This is a genomic window from Aquihabitans sp. McL0605 (genome assembly GCF_049993875.1).
Classification (GTDB): Bacteria; Actinomycetota; Acidimicrobiia; order Acidimicrobiales; family Iamiaceae; genus Aquihabitans.
Map to the genome: position 1 here is coordinate 641,707 of NZ_CP188252.1, position 19,907 is coordinate 661,613.

The window sequence follows — 19,907 nt, forward strand, 5'->3', positions numbered from 1 at the left end:
AGTGCTTGCAACTGTTATGCAAAGTGCGTAGTGTTGTTCGCATGCGAGCGGCGCCAACCTGGTGCCGCACCCCTTCGCAGCCCTCAGATCTCCCCCACACCCCCAGGAGCGCCACCATGGCCGAACTCACCCTCGACACCGTCACCGATACCGCCCGCGACGCCTTCTACGTCACCGTCGGCGCCGGCGTCATCGCCTTCCAGAAGCTGCAGGTGCAGCGCGTCGAGCTCACCAAGACCATCACCGCCCAGATCGACGACGCCAAGGGCTCGGCCAACGACTCCCTGGCCACGGCCAAGGCCCAGCTCGACAGCGCCTCGGACCTCGCATCCGACCGCGTGAAGCTCGTCGAGGAGCGCCTCACCGCCCTCGAAGGCCGCCTCGAGGCCCTGCTCAACCAGCTCGAGGGCAAGCTCCCCGAGCAGGCCAAGGACCTGGTGAAGCAGGCCCGCGACCTCGTGGCCCGCGCCGCCTGATCACCGATCTCCCCGTCGGCCCCGCCGACGGAACCCAGATCCCCCTTGCCACCAGGGACCCCTCGCCGGGTCCCTGGTGCGCGTCCAGGTAGCCTCGCCCCGATGACCGACACCGACGAGGTGCTCCTCTTCTTGCACCGGGCCAAGGCCCGGGTCGAGGGCGGCGCCACCGAACCTGCCCCCGTTCCCGGCGCCGAAGCCGTCCGCTACACCCGCGACCGGCTCGAGGAGGCACTCCCCTACGCCCACGCCGGCGCCGAGCTCCCCGAGCACGCCCGGCTCCGCCCGGTCAAGCAGGCCATGTTGGGAGCCGTCCGGCCGGTCACGTCCAACCAGGGCCCGTTCAACAAGGCGGTGCTGCAGGCGCTCGACGGCGCCGCCGCCGCCATCGAGGGCCTCGCCCATACGGTCGACCTCCAAGAGCAGCACGCCAACCGCCTCCAGGCCGGCGTCGCCACCACCGACCTCACGATCGACGACCTCGTCGACGACGTGCGGGCCCTGCGAGCCCAGATCGGTGAGCTGACCGACCAGCTCGGCGGCCTGCACGCCCACGTCGCCGAGGCCCGGTCCGACCTGGCCACGCTCTCGGCCAAGCAGGACCTGATCTTCCGCACCGCCCGGGAGGGCCTGGCCGCCCAGGGCCTCTCCACCGGCCAGCTCACCGAGCTCACCCGGGAGCTGTCCACCGGCTTCGAGCAGCTCTACGAGGATCTCGAAGACCACTTCCGCGGCACCCGCGAGGTGGTCCAGGGCAAGCTCAGCCCGTACCTCGCCGACATCCGGGCCACCGCCGGCACCGGACCCGTCATCGACGTCGGCTGCGGGCGCGGCGAGTGGCTCGACCTGCTCCGCACCGACGAGGTCACCGCCTACGGCGTCGACATCAACGCGGTCGTCGTGGAGCGCTGCCAGGGCATGGGGCTCGACGTCCGCGAGGCCGACGCCCTGGTGCACCTGCGGGAGATCCCCGAAGGCTCCGCTCGAGCGATCACCAGCTTCCACGTCGCCGAGCACCTCTCGCTCGACACGCTGATCGGCTTGGTCGACGCGGCGCTGGTCGCCCTCCAGCCCGGCGGCATCCTCATCTTCGAGACGCCCAACCCCACCAACGTCAACGTGGGGGCGGCGTCGTTCTACCTCGATCCCACCCACCTGAAGCCGCTGCACCCCCAGTTCCTCGAGTTCCTCGTCGCCCAGCGCGGGTTCGCCGAGGCCGAGGTGCGCTACCTCAACATCGAGGACCTGCCGGCGCTCACCGTCGACGACCTGGCCCCGAACGGCGAGCTGGCCCGCTCGCAGGCGCTGGTCGACCGGGTGAACTGGGCCCTGTCGGGCCCGCTCGACTACTGCGTGGTCGCCCGCAAGGCCCCCGCCACCGCGTGAGCGCCGCCCTGCGCATCGCGTTCCTCAAGCCCGAGCACGGCGTCGCCGGCGGGCTGGAGTCGGTCGTGATCGAGCTCGAGGCCATCGCTCGGGCCGACGGTCACCGGGTGGAGCGCCTCACCATCGACATGCGGCCGCCTCGGGCGGCGGTCGCCGGGCTCGACATCCCCCGTGCCGTCTGGGACGCGGCCCCCGAGTACTTCCCGTACCTGGCCGGGCTCGACGGGTTCGAGCGGATCGACACCCGCCGCTACGACGTGGTGATCTCCACCCAGCCCCCTTCGTTCGCCACCCGCCACCCCCGCCACCTGGCGCTCTTCTACCACCACCACCGCGTGTACTACGACCTCGAGGAGGCGTACGTCCGGGCCGGGTTCGCGCCCGATCCCGAGGTGCACCGGGAGGCGGGCCGCATCATCCGTGAGCTCGACCAGCGCAGCCTCGACGACGTCGGCTGGTTCCTCGCCGGGTCCGACACGGTGGCCGAACGGCTGCGGCGCTTCAACGGGCTCACCAACGCCAGCACCTTCCACGCCGGCCTCGTCGTCGGCCACCACGCCGACGACGATCCGGCCCAGCCGGCGGCCACCGGCACCGGCGCCGTGCTCAGCGTCGGGCGCCACGAGTTCCCCAAGCGCACCGAGCTGGTCGTCGCGGCGGCGCACCTGCTCCCCCACCTCGACGTGGCGCTGGTGGGCACCGGCGGCCGGGTGGCCTGGGCGCGTGCGCTCGACCACCGCCTCAGCACCACCGACGCCGATCCGGCCGCGCTCACCGACCTCGAGACGTGGTGCAACACCGGCCAGGGCGCCCCGGATGTTCCCGCCGACCACCGCTCCAACGTGGAGTTCGCCGGCCGCGTCACCGACGACGACCTGGTGCGCCGGTTCGCCGAGGCGCCGTGCGTCGTGGCTCCCGCCTACCAGGAGGACTACGGGCTGACCGCCATCGAGGCGATGGCCGTCGGCAAGCCGGTCATCGTGTGCACCGACGGCGGCGGGCTCACGGAGCTGGTCGACCACGAGCGCACCGGCCTGATCGTGGAGCCCACGCCGGCTGCCATCGCCGCGGCCATCGAGCGCCTCACCACCGACCGCGACCTGGCCGCCGAGCTCGGCGCCAACGGCCGCCGACGCGCCGCCGAGCTGTCCTGGGACGCCGCGGCCGACGAGCTGCGGGCCGGCATCGAGCGGGTGCTGGCATGAAGATCGCCGTCGTCCACCCCTCCCCCGTGCCGTTCACCCGCGGCGGCGCCGAGCGCGCCACCACGGGCATCCAGGCCGCGATCAACGACCTCACCCAGCACGAGGCCGAGATGATCAAGATCCCGGTCGACGAGCGCACGCTGCCCGGGGTGATCGAGGCCTACGAGACGTACGCCAACCTCAACCTCGACCACTTCGACCGCATCATCGTCAGCAAGTACCCGGCGTGGATGGTGGACCACCCGCACAAGACGCTGCTGATGATGCACCCGCTGCGCGGCGTCTACGACACGTACCAGTACCACGATCAGCCGCTCACGGTGCCGAACCCGTCCCCCGACGTGTTCGCCATGCTCCACCTCATGGAGCAGTCCCAGCACCGCGGCTCGTTCGCCGAGTTCTTCGAGCGGTGGCACAACGCCCTCGCCCGCCTGGGCCCCGATCACCCCGACTTCGTGTTCCCCGGACCGTTCGCCCGCACCGCCGTGCGCTGGCTCGACGGCATCGCCATGGCGCCGGGAGCCGTGAAGCGGTACCTGTCGCAGTCCAACACGGTCGCCGTCCGGGAGGGCTACTTCCCGCGCAGCGTCACGCCCACCATCGTCCACCTGCCGGGCCACCTGCCCCAGGCGCCGCGCAACGAGGAGTACGGGTCGTACCTGTTCACCGCCTCCCGCCTCGACGGGCCCAAGCGCCTCGACCTGCTCATCGACGCCATGGCCCACGTGCCCGGCCCCACCCAGCTGCGCATCGCCGGCACCGGGGCCCTCCGCGCCCAGCTCGAGGTGCAGGCGGCCGACGACCCCCGCATCCGGTTCCTCGGGTTCGTCCGCGACGACGAGCTGCCCGAGCTGTACGCCAACGCCCTCGCGGCGCCGTTCATCCCGGCCGACGAAGACCTCGGGCTCATCACCCTCGAGGCGTTCTCCCAGGGCACCGCGGTGGTCACCTGCACCGACTCCGGTGGCCCCACCGAGTTCATCAAGGACGGCACCACCGGCCTGGTCGCCGAGCCCACGGCCGCGTCGATCGGCAGCGCCCTCGCCCGCCTGGTCGCCGACCACGGCCTGGCCCACCAGCTCGGTCAGGCCGGCAAGGAGCGAGGCGACCGGATCACGTGGGAGGGCGTGGTCGACGCGGTGCTCGGCGAAGCGCGCCTCACCCCCGAGGAGCGGGCGGCCCAGGGCTCCGATGGCGCCGCACCCGCGGCCGTCGTCCCGGCCAGCCGCCGGCGGGTCGTCGTCCTCACCACGTTCCCCATCAACAACCCGGGCCACGGCGGCCAGCTGCGGGCCCGCCACCTCTACGGCGCCCTCGCCCGGTGGCGGCCCGTGCAGGTGGTCGCGCTGGTCGACTTCGGGAACCAGGCCGAGGTCCAGTCGCTCGCGCCGGGGCTCACCCAGGTGGTCGTGCCCCGGTCGGCCGCCCAGCACCTCGCCGGCGAGGAGCTCAGCGCCGAGGCCCGCATGCCGGTCACCGACGTCACCGCGGGCAGCCACATCGAGCTCACCCCCGACTACCTCGCCGCCGTGGCCGAGGCCATCGACGGGGCGAGCGCGGTGATCCTGGCCGAGCCCTACCTCCTGCCCGCCCTCGAGCAGCTCGGCACCGACATCCCGGTCATCTACGACGCGTTCAACGTCGAGGCCCAGCTCAAGGCCGGCATCTTCCCCGACACCGAGCTGGGGCGGGACCTGCTGGCCCAGGTGGTCGACGTCGAGAACCGGGCCGTGCTGCGCTCGGCCCGCACCACCACCTGCTCGTCCACCGACGCCGTCGCGCTCGCCGAGGGCGCCGGCCAGGCTGCGGACCGGATGGCCGTGATCCCCAACGGCACGACGGTGCCCGCCGAGATCGCCTCGCCGGCCGAGCGCCAGGACCAGAGCACCCGATGGCGCCGCCGTTACTGGACCGCCGGATCGATGGGGGCCGAGCCCGAGCACGTGGCGGTGTTCTTCGGCTCGTGGCACCCGCCGAACCTCGACGCCGCCGAGCTGCTCATCGAGATCGCTCCGCAGCTGCCGAACCTGGTGATCCTCTCCGTCGGCCGCCACGGCCAGGCGTTCGCCAACCGATCGATCCCCGAGAACCTGGTCTTCCCCGGGGTGGTCTCCACGCGCACCAAGGACCGGCTCCTCGCCACCGCCGACGTGGCCCTCAACCCGATGCGCCTCGGTTCGGGCACCAACCTCAAGCTGCTCGAGTACCTCGCGGTGGGCATCCCGGTCGTCTCCACGCCCTTCGGCGCACGCGGCATCGACGTGGTCGACGGCGAGCACCTCCGCTTCGCCGAGCCGCAGGCGTTCGCCGCCGCCGTGGTCGAGGTGCTGGCCGACCCGGCCGGCGCCCAGCGGCGGGCCGAGGCTGCTCGTGCCCTGGTCAGCGCCCGCTACAGCTGGGATCGGCTCGGTGCCGAACTGGCGAGCGTGGTCGGTGAAGTCGTTCCGACCGAGGCCCGCAAGTAGCCTCGTACCGCCGTGTCCATCTCCATCGATCCTCCGCCCGAGCACCACGAACCGCTCGTCCCCGACCGCGTCAAGGTCTCGCCGGCCCTGGAGGTCAGCAAGCGCCCGAACCCGTTCCAGCGGGTGGCGCACCTGTGGCAGTACCGGGAGCTCATCGGCAACCTGACCCGCAAAGAGCTGAAGGTCAAGTACAAGAACAGCATCCTGGGCTTCGCCTGGTCGCTGCTCAACCCGCTGATGTACCTGGTCGTGTTCTCCCTGGTGTTCAACATCATCAGCGACGTGCACGTGCCCTACTACGGCATCTTCTTCCTGTCGGGGCTGCTGGCCTGGAACTTCTTCAGCGCCGGGCTGGGCTCGGGCACCTCGTCCATCGTCCAGAACGCCCAGCTGGTCACCAAGGTGTGGTTCCCCCGAGAAGCGCTGGTGCTGGCGTCGGTGTTCACCGCCCTGGTCCACTTCTTCCTGCAGAGCATCGTCCTGCTGGCCGCCCTGCTCGTCTTCCGGCGCATGCCCGACCCGACGTACATCCCGGTGTTCCTGCTGGCCCTGGTGGTCATCATGCTCCTGGGCACCGCCCTCGCCGTCGGGCTCAGCGCCGTCAACGTCTACCTCCGCGACACCCAGCACCTGCTCGAGGTGGTGCTGTTGGCCTGGTTCTGGCTCTCGGCCATCGCCTACCCGTACGGCTCCATCGTCACGCACCTCAACAACACCCGCTACGCCGGCAAGGAGTGGATCCTCAACCTGAACCCGATGATCACCGTGGTCATCGCGTTCCAGCGGACCCTCTACAACCCGGACTACAGCAACAAGGAGGAGGCGGCGGTCCTGCCGAACCACCCCATGAGCTGGTACCTCACCTACTTGAGCATCGACGCCGTCGTCGCCATCGTCTTGCTCTTCGGCGCGCTGGCGCTCTTCAGCCGGCTCGAAGACAACTTCGCCGAGGCGATCTGATGACCCACCCCGCCATCGAGGTGGTCAACGTCACCAAGTCGTTCAAGGTCTACCAAGAGGGGGGCCAGTCGGCGAAGGAGCGGCTCATCCGAGCCGGTCGCAACCCCCACATCGTGTTCAAGGCGCTCGACGACGTGTCGTTCGAGGTGAAGCAGGGCGAGACGTTCGCCATCCTCGGCCACAACGGCTCGGGCAAGTCCACCATGCTCAAGTGCATCGCCGGCACGCTCCGCCCCTCGTCGGGCCGGGTCACCACCCGAGGCCGCCTCGCCGCCCTGCTCGAGCTGGGCGCCGGCTTCCACGCCGATCTCACCGGCCGCGAGAACATCTACCTGAACGGGTCGATCCTGGGCTTCTCCAAGAAGCAGATCGACGTGATCTTCGACGACATCGTCGACTTCGCCGAGCTCCACGACTTCATCGACCAGCAGGTCAAGCACTACTCGTCGGGCATGTACGCCCGCCTCGGGTTCTCGGTGGCCATCAACGTGGAGCCCGAGGTGCTGCTCGTCGACGAGGTGCTGGCGGTGGGCGACGAGTCGTTCCAGCGCAAGTGCATCGACCGCGTCCGGCGCCTCCAGGCCGACGGCCGCACCATCCTGCTCGTCTCCCACGCCGCCGAGCTGGTGCGCCAGCTGGCCGACCGGGCCGCGGTGCTCGACCACGGCCACCTGGTCGACGTGGCCGAGCCCGGCGAGGCCATCCGCACCCTGCGCGAGACCCTCGCCCGCCGCGGCATCGCCCTGCTGGCCGAGGACGAAGACGTCACCGCGCCGCCCCCGCCGCCCAAGTGGGCCGACCCGCCCTCGCTCACCGTCCCGGCCGTCAAGCTCGACAAGCCGCTGTCGATCACCAAGGTCCAGGCCGAGTACCCCGATCCCGACGCCCGGTTCCTGCTGCCCAACCAGCCGCTCCGCCTGCGCATCGACTACGTGGCCACCGAGCGCATCGAAGACATCTGCTTCGCCTTCGAGTTCCAGGACGTGCGCGGCAACGTGATCTTCGGCGACGACACCCAGACCATGGAGCAGCCCATCCACGCCTGCGACGGCGTCGGCGCGGTGTGCTTCGACATGCCCCGGGTGCCGCTGCTCGACGGGGCCGTGCTCATCTCGGTCACGGCCACCACCCGTAGCGGTGGTCACGTGTACGACGGACGAGACCTCAAGGACCGCTTCGAGGTCATGCAGCCCGGCCGCCAGCGCGGCACGGTGGCGCTCGAGCCGAAGGTGGTCCACTACTTCCACGAGACCCCCGCCGACGGCACCGCCGAATCGGCCGGCGAGCCCTCGCCCACCGTCGCCGCCGAGGGCTAGGTCCCGCTACCGGCCGCTCGCGGTCCGGTACAGGGCCACCAGGCCGTCGATGGTGGCCGACCACGGAAGACCGGCCGCTCGCTCGAGGCCCTCGTCGGCCAGGGTCTCGCGGAGGGCCTGGTCCGAGAGGACCTGGGCCAGCGCGGCTGCCAGAGCCGGCGCGTCGTGCTCGGGCACCAGCAGCGCGGCGTCGCCCACCACCTCGGGCACCGCCCCCACCGCGGTGGCCACGACCGGCGTGCCCACCGCCATGGCTTCGAGCGGCACCAGCCCGAAGCCCTCGTACCGGCTCGGGTAGGCCACCACCGATGCGCCGCGCAGGAGCGCCAGGCGGGCGGCGTCGGTGATGCGCCCGAGGCGCACGATCCGGTCGCGGGCCGGTGACGCTGCGATGGCCGCCGCCAGGGCCTCGGCGCCCATGCCGTCGGACCCGGCGATCACCAGGCGCAGGTCGGGGTCCTCGTCGGCGAGCGAGTCGAACGCGGCCACCAGGGTGGTGAGGTCCTTGCGCGGGTCGACCGTGCCCAGCGCCAGCACGTAGCGCAGCCCGCCGGCCAGGTGGTGACCCGCGGACGCGTCGGTGGTGGGACCGGCCGGCGCCGGCAGCCGGATCCCGTTGGGCACCGCCACCACCCGGTCAGCAGCCTCGGGGAACGCCTCGCGCACCTCGTCGGCCACGAACCGGCTGACGGCGTGGACCCAGGCGCCGCGCCGCAGCGCCCGGCGCAGCAGGCCCGGCCACTCGAGCACGTCGGCAGTGCACATCTCGGGGTAGCGCAGGGCGGTGAGGTCGTGGACCGTGACCACCTCGGTGGCACCCCCACCCGGTGGGACCACGAAGTTCGGCCCGTGGACCACATCGGACCGGCCGCCGAGCATCCGGGCCGTGGGGAGATCGGTGCGCCGCCAGGCGGCGCGGGCGAGCCGGGCGGGCACGGGCCGGGCCCGGACGGCAGCGCCCGCCGGCGCAGCCGAGGCCAGGCGATCGCGGCCCCGCCAGCTCACGGCGAACACCGACAGGTCGATGTCGGACCGCTCGGCGAGGCCCGCGACCAGGGCTCCGGTGAACACCCCGACCCCGGTGGCCTCGTGCAGCAGCGAGGTGACGTCGACGCTCACCCGCAGCGGGGCCGTGGAGTCGGGTTGGGCGGACACGAGGCACCTCTGACCTGAAGAAACCGGCCGAGCTGCCGATGGTGTCCATGGTGGCATCCCCAGACCTCAGGAGACGGTTCGTGCCCGGACCAAGCACCGACACGACGGAACGGATCCGGCGCCGCAGGCGACGGATCCTGGCCTCCATCCCGTTCGGGCTCACCGCGTGGGTGGTCATGACCGGCCTGCCGTTCGCTCCCGCCGGCGCCACCCCCGGGACCATGCACACCGAGATCGTGACGCTGAGCGGCCCCAAGGCCGAGCGCACCGCCGCCGCCACCCCCGCCAGCCGCGTCGCGGCCGCCCCCGCGGCGGCCACCGACTCCACCCTGCGCAGCGCCCCCACGACCGCCGGGCCGGCCTGGAGCGCCTCGATCGACGTCGAGGACGGCACCCAGTCGGTCGCCGCCAGCTGGACCGGTGCGCCGGAGGGCAGCGTCTCGGTCCGCGGCCACGACGACGACGGGTGGACCGACTGGACCGAGCTGGCCGCCGACCCCGACGACGGCCCCGACGACGGCGTCCGCGATGCGGGCGGCATGGCCTGGTTCAGCTCGACCGGCGTCGACACCGTCGAGGTCAAGGTGAACAAGGGCGAGCTGAGCGACCTCCAGGTCCAGCCCATGCGCTACCAGGCCCCGTCGGGCCACAGCCTCGTGACCGCCGCGATCGCCGGGGCCAGCGCCAAGCAGCCGGAGATCATCCCGCGGACCACCTACACGTCGAAGGGCTGGGCCACCGGCAACTCCGGCTGCGCCAGCGGCCCGATCAGCGCCTCGGGCGGCGTGAAGTTCGCCGTCGTGCACCACACGGTCAACAGCAACACGTACGCCGCCACCGACGTGCCCGCCCTGCTCGCGTCGATCTACGCCTACCACACCGGTACCAACGGCTGGTGCGACACGGCCTACAACTTCATCGTCGATCGCTTCGGCCGCATCTGGGAGGGCCGCTCGGGCGGCGTGACCAAGCCGATCGTGGGCGGTCACGCCCAGGGCTTCAACACCGGCAGCGTCGGCGTGTCCTTCCTCGGCCAGTTCGAGCCGGGCGCCTCGCCCACCGCGGCCCAGCCCAGCAGCGCCGCGCTGAGCGCCGCCGCCCAGGTCATCGGCTGGAAGCTCGGCCTCTACGGGATCGATCCCACCGGCACGGTCTCGGTCACCAGCGGCGGCTCCAACAAGTGGCCGGCCGGCACGGTGCTGACCCTGAACCGGATCATCGGCCACCGCGACGTCGGCTACACCGCCTGCCCCGGCGCCAACCTCTACAGCCAGCTGCCGGCCGTGCGCACCGCCGCCAAGGCCGCGCAGGGCACGGCGACCGTCACCACGACCACCACGGCGGCGCCCACCACCACGACGACCACGCCGCCGCCGGCGTCGGACTTCGCCCCGTTCGCGAACGCCACGCAGCTCGTCACCCAGCAGTACCGCGACGTGCTGTTCCGGGATCCGAAGGCGGCCGACCTGAGCTACTGGACGCCCCGAGCCGGGACGACGTGGACCCCAGGCCGGTTCATCGCCAACATGGAGGCGGAGCCCGAGACCGACACCCGGGTGCACGCCGTCACCCGCCTGTACTTCGCCTACTTCCTGCGCAAGCCCGACCACAGCGGGTTCACGTACTGGATGGCCCGGCGCGGCGAGGGCCACTCGCTGAACTCGATCTCGCAGCAGTTCGCCCTGTCCTCGGAGTTCAAGAAGCGCTACGGCACGCTGACCAACAGCGCGTTCGTCGACCAGGTGTACACCAATGTCCTCGGCCGCCAGCCCGACGCCTCCGGCCGCTCCTACTGGACCGCCCGCCTGAACGGCGGCATGCCCCGCGGCACGGTCATGACCAACTTCTCCGAGTCGACCGAGTTCCGGCGCGGCACCGCCGACGCCACCCAGATCGTGTCGCTCTACGAATCGCTGCTCAAGCGCGCCGCCACCCCCAACATCTACGCCACGCTCCAGACGGAGATGAGCGCCGGGACCACCACCGTGTCGTCGCTGGCCGCCCACCTCTACGACAGCGACGAGTACCGGTCCCGCTTCAAGTAGGCGAACGGGCCGGCCGACCGCCGGTCAGCGGCGGCGGTTCGAGTTGAGGCCGGCGAGCTCTTCGTGGAGGGCGGCGATCTCGGCGGCGTGCTCGGCGCGCTGGCGGGCCAGGTCGGCTCGGAGCTCGGCCAGCTCGGCGCGCATCGTGAGCAGATCGTCGCCCGTGGCGCGCACCACCTCTTGGCGGGCCTTGGCCACGACGGGCGCGGCGAGGCGCTTCGCTCGGGCCTTGATGCCGCCGGTTCCGGCGTCTTCTGGTGCGGTCACGCCGATGATCCTCCACCATCGGCCGGGAACCCCGCCAACGCGTCGTCGACGCGGGCGCGCACGGGTGAGCCGATCGGGGTGGCCAGCTCGTCGAGCCGGCCGTCGATGCGGGCGATGGGACCAGCGGGCGTGGCCACCAGGCCGAGCCGCTGGGCCACGACGAGGGCCGGCCGGCCGAGGTCGAGGTGGTGCTCGGCACAGCGCCGGGCCCGGCGCGACAGCGACGCGGCGCGGGCGTCGTCGGCCGCGATCTCGGCGGCCAGCTCGAGCGCCTGCTCGGGCCCGGCCGCCACCTCGACGTCGCGGCCGGGCCGCACGCCCAGACGGCGGGCGGTGTCGGTGCTGGTGACCAGCGGGGTGCCCAGGGCCAGACCGAGCAGCGTGGCCGGGCCGCTCACCACGGCCGCCGACGCCACCGACAGCGCGATCTCGGCCTCGGTGGGGTCCATGCCCGGCTCGAGCTTGACCACGTGGACGGCCGGCAGCCCGCGCTGCTCCCGACGGCGCCGGCGCACCAGCGGCGCGGCGGCCGGCCAGCGGTCGACCTCGATGCCGATGGGCGGCACCAGCACCGCGCCGCGAGCCATCAGCTCGGGCCGGGCGGTGAGGAGCAGGGTGGCCCCCGCCTCGATCGCCTCATCGATGTGCTCGTGGTGCTTGACCCACACGGCGGTGGGGATCGGCGGCGACCCGTGGAGGGCGCGCAGCGAGTCGACGGAGGTGACGATCACCGCATCGGGAGCCACGTCGCCCCGGCGCTGCCACGACACCACCCGGGCGTGGATCCCGAGGAGGCCGAGCAGCGGGACGGCCCGGCTGGTGGTCCCCGGCGCGGCCAGCAGGGCCAGGACCGGCAGCTCCTGGCCGTCGGCACCGGCTCCGGCGTCGACATCCGCGGGCACCGGACGCTGATCGACCGCGGTCACCCGGGGGCCCCGCCCAGCAGCGTCGACACCACCTGCTCCCAGCGCAGGTCCTTCACCCGATCGCGGCCCGCGGCCCCGAGCTGCTTGGCCAGCACCGGATCGGCGACCAGGCGATCGAGGGCGGCGCCCATGGCGTCGGGCGAGCCATCGGTGACCAGCCCGGTGACCTCGTGCTCCACCCACTCGAGGACACCGCCGCTGTCGTCGGTGGTCACCACGGGCACGCCCGCGAGGAACGCCTGGAGCGTGACGAAGCCGTAGTCCTCGTCGTAGGGGGCGTAGACCACCGCGGTGGCCTGGCGGAACAGCTCGACGAGCGCGTCGTCGGACACGAAGCCGGGCAGCACGACCCGGCCGGACAGGCCCAGGCGCTCGGTGCTCTCCTGGAGCTCCTTCGCCAGCGAGCCCTTGCCGGCCAGCACGCCGTCGACCGGTGTGCGCATCGAGGCCATGGCGTCGAGGAACAGGCCCGGGCGCTTGTTGGCCTCGAGCCGCGTGGGGCAGAGGATGTGGCTGCCCACGCCGCCGGGACGGGGCTTCAGCCGGTCGGCGAGCGGCGGCGGCTGGTACAGGGGCGTGGCGCTCAGGCCGTTGTAGGTCTGCATGCGCTGGGCGACCACACCGGAGATGGTGAACCGGGAGATGCACTCCCCCAGCGCCCGGGTGTCCCAGTCGACGACCTGCCGGTGCATGTCGATGCTGGCGTCGTCGAGCCCGAAGTCGCTCCACGGCTGGCCGAGCGCGTCGTAGGCGGCCCGGTGCTGGTGGGCCAGCCACAGGACCTTGCGGGGGTGGCGGGCGTAGTACGCCGGGAAGTTCACCGGGATCACCACGTCGGCATCGAGCGGGACCATGCGCCACGCGGTGGCGGCATCGAGCAGGCGGTCCTTGTCCCACGCGGCAGGCACCTGGACCGCCTCGGCGCGGTGGCCGGCGTCTCGCAGGGCGTCGACGAGGTTCTCCACCATCATCTCCAGCCCGCCCCGCATGAAGGGCACCTGGGTGGCGCAGACCAACACGTCCATGCCCAGAGTCTCGCAGCCCGGACGGGGTGGTTCAGTAGATGGTCTGCCTCAGGCGCTCGGGATAGGCCGCGTCGTAGGCCGCCCCGTCGAACTCGCCGGCGGTGATGGCGGTCATGATCTCGCCCACCGTGGGCAGCTCGGAGCGCTCGATCTGGGTGGCCGGGTCCCACAGCTTCGACCGCACGAGGGCCTTCTGGCACTGCGTGAACACCGTGTCGATGCGGATCTCGATCACGCACCGCGGGACCTTGTCGCCCATGGCGAAGCTGGCGCACAGCGCCGGGTCGGCGGTGAGCCGGGCGGTGCCGTTCAGCCGGAGGGTCTCGCCCACGCCGGGGATGAGGAACAGCAGCGCCACCCGCGGGTCGCGGACGATGTTGCGCAGGCTGTCGATGCGGTTGTTGCCGCGCCGGTCGGGGATCTGGATGGTGCGATCGTCGACGATCCGGACGAGCTGGCCGGCGGGATCTCCCCGGGGCGAGCAGTCGAGGCCCTCGGGCCCGGCTGTGGCCAGGATCAGGAACGGCGACGCGTCGATGAACTGACGGATCTCATCGATGATGACCGGCAGCTCCTTGATCTTGGCGGCCGGCACCACCTCGCCGTAGATCGCCTCCAGATCGGCCTCGCTGCGCAGGGCGTGCGGATCGCTGGTCACGCCTCGACCCTACCGACGCCGCCGGCGCCGGACCGAGTGGTTTGGCGCCGGCCGATCGTCGAAGAGCTCGGGTCAGCCGGGGGGCGGCTGGAGCGGGAGCGGGGCGCAAGCGCCCTCGAGGTCGGCCACCGTGATGCGGTCGCGGTTGGCGTAGGTGACCTCGTTGGTGGGGTCGACCTGGACCTTGTACTCCCGGAAGCTCTGCTCGAGGGAGTCGTAGGCCAGCAGGCGGCCGCGCAGCGGCTCGCCCAGGTCGAGGAGCAGCTTGATGGTCTCGATGGCCTGGATGCTGCCCACGATGCCGGGCAGCACGCCGAGCACGCCGGCCTCGGCGCAGCTGGGCGCCATGTCGGCCGGGGGCGGCTCCGGGACCATGTCGCGGTAGGTGGGACCGTTCTGCGGGTCGAACACGGTGACCATGCCCTCGAACCGGAAGATCGAGCCGTGGACCACCGGGATGCCGAGCTTCACCGACGCATCGTTCACGAGGAAGCGGGTCGGGAAGTTGTCGGTGCCGTCGACCACGACGTCGTAGCCGGCGAGGATGTCCATCACGTTGCTGGCGTCGAGGCGCACGTCGTAGGTGACGACGTTCACGTCGGGGTTGAGCGCGGTGAGGGTCTTCTTGGCGGAATCGACCTTGCGGTCGCCGATGCGGTCCATGTTGTGGAGGATCTGGCGCTGGAGGTTGGACTCGTCGACCACGTCCATGTCGATGATGCCCAGGGTGCCGACGCCGGCTGCGGCCAGGTAGAGGGCGGCAGGCGAGCCGAGGCCACCGGCGCCGAGCAGCAGGACCTTGCTGTCGAGCAGCTTCTGCTGGCCGGTCTCGCCGACCTCGGGGAGCAGCAGGTGGCGCTTGTAGCGGTTGCGCTGGTCGGCGGAGAGGGCGGCCGGGACCTTCCAGTCGCGGCCCTCGTCCTTCCACTGGTTGAAGCCGCCGATCACGCTGACGACGTCGGAGTAGCCGAGCTGCTCGAGCGTCTGGGCGGCGAAGGCCGAGCGGGTGCCGCCGGCGCAGATGACGACCAGGGGCGTGTCGTGGTTCGGCACCCGCATCTCGATGTTGGTCTCGAGCGTGCCGCGGGGGATGTGCATCGACTCGGGGATGGCCCCCTGCTCGTACTCGTCGGGCTCGCGGACATCGAGGGTGATGGCCCCGTCGGCCTGGCGAAGCTCGTCGGCCTCGGCGGTGGTGACCTCGCGGATGGATGCCTTGGTGGCGTTGAGGAGATCTCGGAAGGTGGACATGACGTGGTCCTCAGGTGTTCGTGACGCAGCGGTGCGGAGAGGGAGCTCTCCGGGCAAGTAAAACCCTACCGGTGAGGTCAACAATCGTTCCAGGCCAGTGATTCCCGCCCAGGTCACCCCCGACCAGGTGCTCACCGGCCACAAGCAGCACATCGTGGCGGTCAGCGACATCCACCTCGGCACCCTCGCGCCCACCGTCTGGTACCAGCCCCACCTGCACGAGCCGTACCTCGTGCACCTGCTGCGCTGGGTGGTCGACCAGGCCGACCACATCCAGGAGCTGGTGCTGCTGGGCGACATCGTCGACTTCTGGACCTACCCGGCCGACGTCCGTCCGCCCGGCTTCGCCGAGATCGCCGCCTGCCACCCCGCCATCTTCGGGCTCGACGGTCACCTCGCCGCCGTGCTCGATGCGCTCGACGGCCGGGTCGCCTACGTGCCCGGCAACCACGACCAGGGCATCACCGCCGACGAGGTGGCGAGCATCCGCAGCCGCGGCGGGCACCACGTCCGCCTCGTCGAGGAGGTGCCGTACTCCCCTGCTCCTGGCCTGGCGCTGGCCCACGGCCACCACGACACGCTCTTCAACGCGCCCACCACCACCGGGCCCTGGGCGCCGCTGCCGCTCGGCTACTTCGTCACCCGCGCCGTGGCCACCCGCTGGAGCCAGGGCCTCGGTGAGGGCAAGACGGTGGCCGAGCTGGCCGGCCAGGGCGCGCCCAACGGGATCGACCTCAAGTCGCTCGCCGGCGTGGTGTCGGGAGTGGGTGCGCGGTCGGTGGCCGCCACCCTCATCGACTTCATCGCGGGCGCCACCGCCATGACCCCGCTCGATCCCATCGTCTTGCCCGACGGCTCCACCGCCACGCTCCTCGACGTGCGCGCGGCCTACGCCGAGTGCTGGACGGAGTGGGCCGACGCCCACGGCGGAGGCCGGGTGGGCCAGGGCGCCGCCGCCCGCGCCGCCCTGGCCGACTTCGACGGCTCCTACCTTGGCTGGTTCGCCCAGCGCATGGCGTTCGAGCACGGTGCCGACCTGGTGGTGATGGGCCACACGCACGTGCCGGTGGGCGGGCTCGACGGGTCGCTCGTGAACTACGTGAACACCGGGTTCGACTGCCCGTCGCAGCCCGACCTCTCCCGGGAGCTGGTGCCCCAGCACGTCACGTTCGCGGTGATCGACACCAAGCCGCCCGGCGCCGCCGACGGCGATGCCGACCCCATCGACGCCGCCATCTGGGCCGTCGAGGAGACCGACGGCGCCTACTGCTGCCACCCCATCGACGTCGCTTCCACCACCGTCACCCACGGCACCTCCATGGACTTCTCGTGCTACGTGGTGGTCGACAACCGCCACGGCGCCGCCGACCTCGAGCTGGTCGACCACCAGGTGCTCGCCGGCACGTTCGTGGTCCCCCCGCCGGCGCGCATCGCGGCCGGCGCCGAAGGCCGGTTCTGGGTCCAGGACCTGATCGGCGCCGCCGGCTCGTCGGGCACCGCCACCTACCGGCGCACCGACCGGCCCGAGCAGCTGGTGGACCTGGCGTTCGAGTGCCCGACCGCGGGGACCAACTCGTGCCGCGGGCCCGGCGCGTTCGCCACCCGCGCCGCCGACGGACCCTGGCGCGACGACCGGGTGGCCCACTGGGGGCACCCGTTCTTCGTGGAGTTCGAGATCCACCCGTCGTCCAGCGCCTGATCGGCAGCACGAGCCGACGCGCCGTTGACCTTGACATGGAACAGCACGAAAGTGCTGGAAACGTTCCCCGCCAGGAGGCAGCCATGTCCCGTCCCAAGCTCGCGATCGACCTCCCCACCGATGCCCTGCGGATCGTCCGCTGGGAGGACCCGGTGCTCGATGCGATCGGCCACGACCCCCGCTCGTCCTATGTCGAGCGGTTCTGGCTGTCGCTGCTCGGGCCGAGCACCACGTTCCTGATCCGCCGGATCGCGGCTGCGCTCGAGGTGGAGCCGGGAGGGTTCGACCTCCACCTGGAGGACACCGCCAAGGCCATCGGCCTCGGCCTGCGCGGCGGGATGTCCGGGCCCTTCTACCGGGCCCTGGCGCGCACCGGGCAGTTCCACATCACCAAGGCCTCCGGCGCCGGCGAGCTGGCGGCGCGCACCCGCCTCCAGACGCTCACGCGCCACCAGGTCGATCGGCTGCCGCTGTCGCTCCAGGCCGAGCACGCCGAGTGGGTGGCCAGCACCGAGGCGGTCCCCGACGCGGAGCAGCGCCGCACCCGCGCCCGGCGCCTCGCGCTCAGCCTGCTGGAGCTCGGCGAGACCGACGAGGCCACGGAGCTCCAGCTCCACCGGTGGAAGATCCACCCCAGCACGGCCCACGAGGCCCTGCGGTGGGCGCGCGGCCAGCGGTCCGACGAGCCGCTGGCGTCCGCATCGGCGGTAGCCACTGGCCCCCGGGCCACCACCGGTGCGCCGAGGCCGCCGATCCCGCCGCCGCTCCGGCCGAGGCCCGTGTACGGCCCGGCCGACGACGCGGCGTGATCAGGTCGCGGGCAGCTTGGTCCAGCCGGCCAGCACGGCGATGAGGGTGCGCACCCCGAAGCCGGTTCCGCCCCGGGCGTTCTCGTCGTAGGCCGACGGTGTGTCGGACGGCCCGGCGATGTCGAGGTGCAGCCACGGCACGTCGTCGACGAAGGCCTCGAGGAAGAGGCCGGCCGACAGCGCCCCGCCGTACGGGGTGGTGGCGATGTTGCGGAGGTCGGCGATCTCGCTCTCGATGGCCTTGCGCAGGTGGTCGGGCAGCGGCAGCGGCCACATGGCCTCGCCCTGGGTGCCGGCCGCCTCGAGCACCCGCTCGCTGAGCGCCTTGTTGTTGCCCATGGCCCCGGCGGTGCGATCGCCGAGCGCCACCATGCACGCCCCCGTGAGGGTGGCGAGGTCGATGATGGCGTCGGGCTCGTCCTCGACGGCCAGGCTCAGGGCATCGGCCAGGATCAGGCGGCCCTCGGCGTCGGTGTTGAGCACCTCCATGGTCTTGCCGTTGCGGGCGGTGAGCACGTCGCCCACCCGGGTGGCGTCGCCGCCGAGCATGTTGTCGGTGAGCGGGAGGTACGCCACCACCTCGGTCCTGGGGGCGAGCAGCGGCACCACGCTCATGGCGCCGAGCACGGTGGCGGCGCCGCCCATGTCGCCCTTCATCCACTCCATGCCGCTGGTGGGCTTGATGCTGAGGCCGCCCGCATCGAACGTGATGCCCTTGCCCACGAGCGCCACCTTGCCCTTGGGGCGACCCTCGGGCCGGTGGGTCAGCTTCACGAAGCGGGGCTCCTGGGTGGAGCCGCGGTTCACGCCGAGCAGGCCGCCGAGCTTGGCCTTCTTGATGGCGGCCTTGTCGAGGATCTCGATCTCGAGGCCCACCGCGTCGGCCACCTTCTGCGCCTCGGCGGCGAACGCCTTGGGGGTGAGGTCGCCGCCGGGCGTGTTGACGAGGTCTCGGGTGAGCACCATGGCGGTGCCCAGTGCCGTGCCCTTGTCGACCGCGCTGGTGGTGCCCTTGCCGCCCTTGCCCACGACGGTGATCGCGGCCAGCTTGGTGCCCTCGGGTGCCGCCTTGTACCGGGTGAAGCGGTAGGTGCCGAGGATCAGGCCCTGGGTCAGCGCCTCGGCAGCCGCGGCGCGAGCGGCACCGTCGAGGTGGCCGAGGAGGTCGGCGTGGAGCGCAGCCTGCTTGGCCGCGGCCTTGCTGGTGGCCGCGCCGATCTTGCGGAAGTCGGCGGGGTCGGGCTCGGCCCCGAGGCCGACGAGGAGCCGGATGCCGGCGTCGACGCTGGCCGACCAGACCTGGCCGACCTTGCCCTCGAAGCCGGCGAGCGCAGCGGCCGTGGAGTCGACGCCGGGGGCATCGTCGGCAAGGTGGCCGACGCGCACGCCGAGGGCGACCGCTGCGCCCTCTGGTAGATCGTCGGGCAATCCAGGGGCGTGTTCGATGGTGACGGTGACAGGCATGCTCGGAGACTAGGACTCCAGGTCACGCCGTGGGGGCTGGCCGCTCAAGCGATCCGCTGGCTGAGGATGCTGCTGCCCGAGTTGGGAAGGAACAGCCCCGCGGACCCATCGACCTTCTGGATGTACTCCGGATCGGCGCCCATGGCGGCGTTGGCCGCGTCGACCGCGTCGAGCGAGCTCGCCAGCGTGATCCACGACATCGACGCCCAGGGCCCGTAGAGCGAGCGGGTCAGCATGCTCGGGAGGCCGGTCACCTTGGCGACGTGGTTCAAGATGTCGACGCCGAAGCCCATGGCGTCAGCGATCTTCCCTTCGGCGCACTGCGCCGTCACCACGCTGGCGTACTCGCCGAGGGTCGGGCTCTCGTTGACCGTCGCCACCACTTCGGTGAGCGCGTCCTCGGGAGCCGACTCGAAGAGCTCAGCGGACTCACCGATGCGGGTCACGTAGCCGGGGTCGGCCATGAGCTTCTCCCCGATCGCGCCCATCTCGGCGTGCGACTCGACCGTCGCCGTCCAGGCCACCGAGTTGATCGGCCCTCCGTAGAGCAGCGACCAGGTGTGCACCTCGACACCGGTGATGGTGTGGACCTGGGCAGCGATGTCGATGGCGAACGCCGTGGCGTCCAAGGTGCGCTGCGTGTTCATTCTGGCGGTCCGTGCGAAGAGGTACATGAGCGGGCTCCCTCGGGTGCGTCCCTCGACGGTCGCCAAGGGGTTCCCGTCCATCTTGGGGATGGGCTGTTACAGGAGCGCGTCACTTCCCGGGGCCTGCGCGCGGAGGGTGGGGTAGCGTTCACC

17 protein-coding genes are annotated in these 19,907 nt (G+C 72.0%); 9 read left to right on the forward strand and 8 right to left on the reverse strand.

The features are described 5' to 3' along the window. Positions 1–116 precede the first annotated feature (116 nt). The 6 genes from ACPPVX_RS02910 (at position 117) to ACPPVX_RS02935 (ending at position 7,808) form a co-directional block, all read left to right on the forward strand. On the forward strand, positions 117–476 hold the full coding sequence (locus ACPPVX_RS02910; RefSeq protein WP_426573387.1) for a hypothetical protein: 360 nt from the start codon (positions 117–119) through the stop codon (positions 474–476). Positions 477–578: 102 nt separating this feature from the next. After that, the gene (locus ACPPVX_RS02915) at positions 579–1,862 is read left to right on the forward strand and encodes a methyltransferase domain-containing protein (RefSeq protein WP_426573388.1); all 1,284 of its coding nucleotides are present in this window, start codon (positions 579–581) and stop codon (positions 1,860–1,862) included. Continuing rightward, positions 1,859–3,067 carry a glycosyltransferase family 4 protein gene (locus ACPPVX_RS02920; protein ID WP_426573389.1) on the forward strand — a complete coding sequence of 403 codons (1,209 nt, stop codon included), beginning with the start codon at positions 1,859–1,861 and terminating at the stop codon, positions 3,065–3,067. The genes ACPPVX_RS02915 and ACPPVX_RS02920 overlap by 4 nt, the downstream gene beginning before the upstream one ends. After that, complete coding sequence (locus ACPPVX_RS02925; RefSeq protein ID WP_426573390.1) at positions 3,064–5,532, forward strand: glycosyltransferase family 4 protein; 2,469 nt, start codon at positions 3,064–3,066, stop codon at positions 5,530–5,532. Before ACPPVX_RS02920 ends, ACPPVX_RS02925 begins: the two co-directional genes overlap by 4 nt. A 12-nt stretch (positions 5,533–5,544) precedes the next feature. After that, positions 5,545–6,492 (forward strand): ABC transporter permease, encoded by a 948-nt coding sequence (locus ACPPVX_RS02930; RefSeq protein ID WP_426573391.1) that lies wholly within the window; start codon positions 5,545–5,547, stop codon positions 6,490–6,492. Next, on the forward strand, positions 6,492–7,808 hold the full coding sequence (locus ACPPVX_RS02935; RefSeq protein WP_426573392.1) for an ABC transporter ATP-binding protein: 1,317 nt from the start codon (positions 6,492–6,494) through the stop codon (positions 7,806–7,808). The genes ACPPVX_RS02930 and ACPPVX_RS02935 overlap by 1 nt, the downstream gene beginning before the upstream one ends. 6 nt (positions 7,809–7,814) lie before the next feature. On the opposite strand, the gene ACPPVX_RS02940 is transcribed toward ACPPVX_RS02935, so the two are convergent. Further along, a complete protein-coding gene (locus ACPPVX_RS02940) occupies positions 7,815–8,963 on the reverse strand; it encodes a glycosyltransferase family 4 protein (RefSeq protein WP_426573393.1) in 1,149 nt (382 codons plus the stop codon). 80 nt (positions 8,964–9,043) lie between these two features. On the opposite strand from ACPPVX_RS02940, the gene ACPPVX_RS02945 reads away from it, so the two are divergent. Beyond that, on the forward strand, positions 9,044–11,008 hold the full coding sequence (locus ACPPVX_RS02945) for a DUF4214 domain-containing protein (RefSeq protein ID WP_426573394.1): 1,965 nt from the start codon (positions 9,044–9,046) through the stop codon (positions 11,006–11,008). Positions 11,009–11,032: 24 nt separating this feature from the next. Here ACPPVX_RS02945 and ACPPVX_RS02950 read toward each other — a convergent pair whose 3' ends face one another. From ACPPVX_RS02950 to moeB, 5 genes are all read right to left on the reverse strand, one after another. Continuing rightward, on the reverse strand, positions 11,033–11,275 hold the full coding sequence (locus ACPPVX_RS02950) for a hypothetical protein (RefSeq protein WP_426573395.1): 243 nt from the start codon (positions 11,273–11,275) through the stop codon (positions 11,033–11,035). Then, positions 11,272–12,201, reverse strand: a complete 930-nt coding sequence (locus ACPPVX_RS02955) for a hypothetical protein (protein WP_426573396.1) — start codon at positions 12,199–12,201, stop codon at positions 11,272–11,274. Before ACPPVX_RS02955 ends, ACPPVX_RS02950 begins: the two co-directional genes overlap by 4 nt. Then, the gene (locus tag ACPPVX_RS02960; protein ID WP_426573397.1) at positions 12,198–13,226 is read right to left on the reverse strand and encodes a glycosyltransferase family 4 protein; all 1,029 of its coding nucleotides are present in this window, start codon (positions 13,224–13,226) and stop codon (positions 12,198–12,200) included. Before ACPPVX_RS02960 ends, ACPPVX_RS02955 begins: the two co-directional genes overlap by 4 nt. Before the next feature lie 31 nt (positions 13,227–13,257). Beyond that, positions 13,258–13,884 (reverse strand): pyridoxamine 5'-phosphate oxidase family protein, encoded by a 627-nt coding sequence (locus ACPPVX_RS02965; RefSeq protein ID WP_426573398.1) that lies wholly within the window; start codon positions 13,882–13,884, stop codon positions 13,258–13,260. Between the two features lie 72 nt (positions 13,885–13,956). Beyond that, positions 13,957–15,135 carry a molybdopterin-synthase adenylyltransferase MoeB gene (gene moeB / locus ACPPVX_RS02970; RefSeq protein WP_426573399.1) on the reverse strand — a complete coding sequence of 393 codons (1,179 nt, stop codon included), beginning with the start codon at positions 15,133–15,135 and terminating at the stop codon, positions 13,957–13,959. A gap of 97 nt (positions 15,136–15,232) precedes the next feature. On the opposite strand from moeB, the gene ACPPVX_RS02975 reads away from it, so the two are divergent. Beyond that, positions 15,233–16,834: a metallophosphoesterase gene (locus ACPPVX_RS02975; protein ID WP_426573400.1), complete on the forward strand. Its 1,602-nt coding sequence runs from the start codon at positions 15,233–15,235 to the stop codon at positions 16,832–16,834. Positions 16,835–16,917: 83 nt separating this feature from the next. After that, complete coding sequence (locus ACPPVX_RS02980; RefSeq protein ID WP_426573401.1) at positions 16,918–17,643, forward strand: hypothetical protein; 726 nt, start codon at positions 16,918–16,920, stop codon at positions 17,641–17,643. Here the strand turns inward: ACPPVX_RS02980 and ACPPVX_RS02985 are convergent, their stop codons facing one another. Together ACPPVX_RS02985 and ACPPVX_RS02990 are read right to left on the reverse strand one after the other, a co-directional pair. Next, entirely contained in the window at positions 17,644–19,107 is a 1,464-nt protein-coding gene (locus tag ACPPVX_RS02985; RefSeq protein ID WP_426573402.1) for a leucyl aminopeptidase, read from the reverse strand. Positions 19,108–19,151: 44 nt separating this feature from the next. Next, complete coding sequence (locus tag ACPPVX_RS02990; RefSeq protein WP_426573403.1) at positions 19,152–19,754, reverse strand: hypothetical protein; 603 nt, start codon at positions 19,752–19,754, stop codon at positions 19,152–19,154. Positions 19,755–19,907 lie beyond the last annotated feature (153 nt).